Origin of the sequence: Bartonella sp. AA2SXKL, from assembly GCF_042197205.1 — a bacterium.
GTDB lineage: Bacteria > Pseudomonadota > Alphaproteobacteria > Rhizobiales > Rhizobiaceae > Bartonella.
Window position 1 is genome coordinate 240,910 of the sequence record NZ_JBHIRN010000002.1, and the last position, 4,203, is coordinate 245,112.

Below are 4,203 nucleotides of genomic sequence, written 5' to 3' on the forward strand. Positions count from 1 at the left end.
CGATAAAATTTGGATTTTTGGTTTGCACTTCAAGCCCCCCTCCGGTTGCGAGCGCCCTCGCATTGGTATTCCGGGAGTCAAAAATACTGAACCTAAATCAGCTTTTTGCTTTTAGTGCTCATCGCACCTGGACATAGCAAAAACTCCCGGAATTCCGGGATACCCACAAAAGTGGGATAAATTCATGTTTTAGGTTTCGGGTTTTTGATCCCCTATTGATCGTTGCGTAGACGACCAAAATTACAGTATTCATTTATAAGGCAATTTCAGAAAATTGGCAAGAGAAATCAAAATAATCTCAAAGTCTATAAGATTGGGTACTTTTTAAAAAAGTGCGAAATATGGATTATAAATCGCGTCTTTTGCTTAATCAGAAATGTCGATAAAATTTGGATTTTTAGTTTGCACTTCAAGCCCCCCTCTGGTTGCGAGCGCCCTCGCATTGGTATTCCGGGAGTCTAAAAGTACTGAACCCTAGTCAGCTTTTTTGCTTTTAGTGCGGAAACGCACCTGGACATAGCAAAAACTCCCGGAATTCCGGGATACCCACAAAAGTGGGTTCAATTGTACGCTAGGGTTTAGGGCTTTTAGTTCCCTGTTGATCGTTGCGTGGACGATCAAAATTACACTTTAAGTGATAAAGTAATTTCAGAAGATTGGCAAATGAAAATAGTTTTTATTTATAAACTTTATTTTTTAATGAGAGGCTTTCCGCCTCTCAAACTCTCCGGAACGCTCACCAAAATCATGAGATCAGACCCGCGTTTAATGAGGGGACTAACAATCCTAGGTTCTTAAGGTCAAGGAGACCATTACATGGCGCCTAACGGCGTCCTTGACCCCCAGAACTTAACGGCTTGTTTTGTCCCTCTCACGCGGCTCCGAAATCATGATTAGAAGGGGAGCTTAAAAACGTATATTCGTGAAAAAGGAGTAGAGGATTTGTGCATTGTGTATGCTTTTGGCATGGCATGGAATGTGGTGAGATAAATGGGGAAAGAGTTTCTGTGAATGGAGTGGTAAGCTGGGATGAAGCGGAGGGAGATTGAAGGGAGAAGAGAGTGTTGTGGGGGCGGAATAGGAATGAACAGACTAGAGGGGGGTAAGAGGCGGTGGTGCGAAGGGATGCGTGAAGGATGGTGTGAGGAGATAGCGCTTTGCTTTTATGGTACTTGATGAAGTGGTGTCATTTGAGGGGGGCTGAAGTCCGTGAATGTGGGGTGATCTGAAGTGCTTGGGGAGATTGGCTAGGCAAGAAGCTGGGGTAATACTATTGTTTATAGAGTGGTGCGGGGTGGAAGTTTCATTTGGCTTTATTCGGTAAATACGTAAAAGCGTGAAAACGGAAATGTGTAAAAAAGGAAAAGGCTTTATGTCGTTAGAGGCGTTGTGGTTAATGATACGCAATGTATAGGGATCGTGTTTTCAAAGGTAGGAAGAACAACATAAATGGAAAGAGTGGCTTAGAGGAAGCGTGTGAAGAGAGAGAAAATGGGGAAGGCTGTATGGGAAATGCGTAGAGTATGAAGTGTGGGGCAGTGAAGCATGTTGTGAATGGTGTGTGAAGAATGGAGAAGGTTTTTGAGAAAAGGAAGGGCTTCTGGCGTGGGGGGAGAGTGGTGTTTATCTGAAGGGCGCATGTTTAAGGTGTGGAAGGTGAGGAAAAGTTGGAGAGAGGATGATTGTGAGTAAGTTGTGGAGGGATTAGTCAGAGGTGTTGGGAAAATGCTTTAGGGGAAAAAATTAGCGTAATTTCTTGTCACACTGAAACCAAAATCATCATAAAAATTGAAGGAAATTAGCGGGTAAAATTGGTGGAAAAAAAGTTTTGATTCTTAAGGTGTGGGATGACGTTTTTTGAGAACATGAGAGAGTAAACTTGAAAAACCTTTCCCTTTTTGTGGAATTTTTATTCACAAACTTAAGAAAATAGGATATGAACGCTGGAAATAACGCGCAGCTTAACAAAATATGTGCACTGTAAAGGAAATGTTTGTTTATGTCAAAAGAAGAAGTTTTAGAATTTTCTGGTATCGTTACTGAACTCTTACCTAACGCGATGTTTCGTGTGAAACTGGAAAATGATCATGAAATTATTGCCCATACCGCTGGTAGAATGCGGAAAAATCGTATACGGGTGTTGGCCGGTGATAAAATCATGGTGGAAATGACACCTTATGATTTGACAAAAGGGCGTATTACATATCGCTATAAGTAGCCTCGTGGGTGGCTTGCACTTTTTTCTAAAAGCTATCATATTATTTCTATTATTTTTTAACAGTTTTTTAGTTTGCTTTTCATGAGTGAAAAAAGGGGAGTGTTTGAAGAGCCTTGAAAAACTGTAAAATCGGATGCGGAAAAAGGATAAGGAGATCAATAGCGCTTAAAAGGGAGGCTAAAGGGGCGCTTAAAAGGGGGCGCTAAAGGGGGCGAGAGGGAAGTCAATTGTGAAGGGGTGGAAATGAGAAATATAAGAGAGTGGGGGGAAAAACGTTTGGCAGATACTCTTACAGAAGAAATTCATTTGGTGCTTGCCTCCGCTTCGCCAAGGCGTTTAGCGCTCTTGGCACAAATAGGGATTGATCCCCAGCAGGTTTATGCAAGCGATATTGATGAAACGCCAAAATTAAAAGAACATCCTGCAAACCTTGCCAAACGTTTGGCAAAAGAAAAAGCACTGAAAGCCCAAAAAATTTTGCGCTGGTACAGTCAGAATGGTCAAGACGAGTTGCAGAATGGTCAAGAAAAATTACCTGGACAGAAAATGATTATCTTGGCGGCTGATACCGTGGTGGCTGTTGGGCGGACCATTTTCCCCAAACCAGAAAGCGAGGATGAGGCTTATGAATGTTTACGATACCTTTCTGGGCGTTCGCATAAGGTCTATGGTGCCATTTGTGCGCTCAATGAACGTGGAAAAATAACCGTAAAATTGGTTGAAAGTCGTGTTCGCTTTAGACGCTTAACCTCTGCCATGATGAAGGCTTACCTTGCTTCAGGAGAATGGCAAGGGAAAGCAGGTGGCTACGCTATCCAAGGAAAAGCAGGGGCTTTTGTTGTCCATATCACGGGTTCTTATTCTAATGTTGTGGGATTGCCTTTGGCTGAAACAGCCGATCTCTTGACCGCTTATCACTATCCACTTTTCACTCACTGGGCTGAACAAACGCATTAGAAAAACTTTAAGGTAAGATCAATGCAAGGTGAAAAGCAACAAAAAGAGAAAAGCAAAAATGAAAAAAAAGCAACAGAAGAAAAGTTAATGAAGAAGCCAATGACAAAGGTGTGCCAAGAACAAAAAGAGCTAAATTTGCAAAAAGAGACCCGTCCTCCACATCCTTGTCCTATTTGTGGTCAGATGTCACAAAAATCTTCTTATCCTTTTTGTTCCACACGGTGCCGAGCTATTGATCTTAATCGTTGGCTTTCAGGCTCTTATATTTTACCACCCCCACCACAAGTAAGTGATGAAGAAGAATAAAGAGTTCTCTTGAGAAAGAACGCTAAAGCGTTTTTTTGTGTGGAAACTGAAGGGGAGGCGCGCGGGATTATCGTAAATGTATTTAAGAGCTGGATTAACGGCTTGCTTATTATCGTCATTCGCAAAGACGCAGATTAAGTTCAATCAACGATGGAAGTTTTAATACATATCTAAGACTTATCTCCAGAGGTTTTGTTTACCATGGATAATTATAAATTGCTTTGTTGCATGAAGGTCGATGGAGCTTTGTTGCGTGAAAGTTGTTGGTGCCTTTAGGGTGTGAGGAAAAATTGATAGTCCAATCAGTATTGCTAACGAAAAAAGAGGGGTGCGTGTTTTGGTGCAAAGAGACGTGGTAATAAAAAGTTGCTTGTTAGTGCTTTGTTGCGTGAAAGCTGTTGGTGCCTTTAGGGTGTGAGGAAAAATTGATAGTTCAATCAGTATTGCTAACAAAAAAGAAGGGGTGCGTGTTTTTGTGCAAAGAGACGGGGCAGTAAAAAATCGCTTGTTAGTGCTTTGTTGCGTGAAAGTTGTTGGTGCTTTTAGGGTGTGAGGAAGAATTGATCATCTAATCAGTATTGCTAACAAAAAAGAGGGGCGCGTGTTTTGGTGCAAAGAGATGAGGCAGTAAAAAATCGCTTGTTGGTGCTTTGTTGCGTGAAAGCTGTTGGTGCCTTTAGGGTGTGAGGAAAAATTGATAGTTCAATCAGTATTGCTAACAA

At 41.7% G+C, this 4,203-nt stretch carries 3 protein-coding genes; all 3 read left to right on the forward strand.

Going from position 1 to position 4,203, the window contains the following annotated elements; all coding sequences use genetic code 11:
• Positions 1-1,999 precede the first annotated feature (1,999 nt).
• The 3 genes from infA to yacG all read left to right on the forward strand — a co-directional run bounded on the left by infA (position 2,000) and on the right by yacG (position 3,481).
• The gene (infA, locus tag ACFINS_RS02440; protein WP_004857577.1) at positions 2,000-2,218 is read left to right on the forward strand and encodes a translation initiation factor IF-1; all 219 of its coding nucleotides are present in this window, start codon (positions 2,000-2,002) and stop codon (positions 2,216-2,218) included.
• A gap of 243 nt (positions 2,219-2,461) precedes the next feature.
• Positions 2,462-3,175: a Maf family nucleotide pyrophosphatase gene (locus ACFINS_RS02445; RefSeq protein ID WP_375611669.1), complete on the forward strand. Its 714-nt coding sequence runs from the start codon at positions 2,462-2,464 to the stop codon at positions 3,173-3,175.
• A 21-nt stretch (positions 3,176-3,196) separates the two neighbouring features.
• Positions 3,197-3,481, forward strand: coding sequence for a DNA gyrase inhibitor YacG (gene yacG / locus ACFINS_RS02450; protein ID WP_375611670.1), 285 nt, complete (start codon positions 3,197-3,199; stop codon positions 3,479-3,481).
• Positions 3,482-4,203: the final 722 nt, after the last annotated feature.

What these genes read in the sequence shown, in the direction of transcription:
- ACFINS_RS02445 (WP_375611669.1), top strand. Translation starts at nt 2,462, where the DNA reads ATGAGAAATATAAGAGAGTGGGGGGAAAAACGTTTGGCAGATACTCTT.
- yacG (WP_375611670.1), top strand. Translation starts at nt 3,197, where the DNA reads ATGCAAGGTGAAAAGCAACAAAAAGAGAAAAGCAAAAATGAAAAAAAA.
- infA (WP_004857577.1), top strand. Translation starts at nt 2,000, where the DNA reads ATGTCAAAAGAAGAAGTTTTAGAATTTTCTGGTATCGTTACTGAACTC.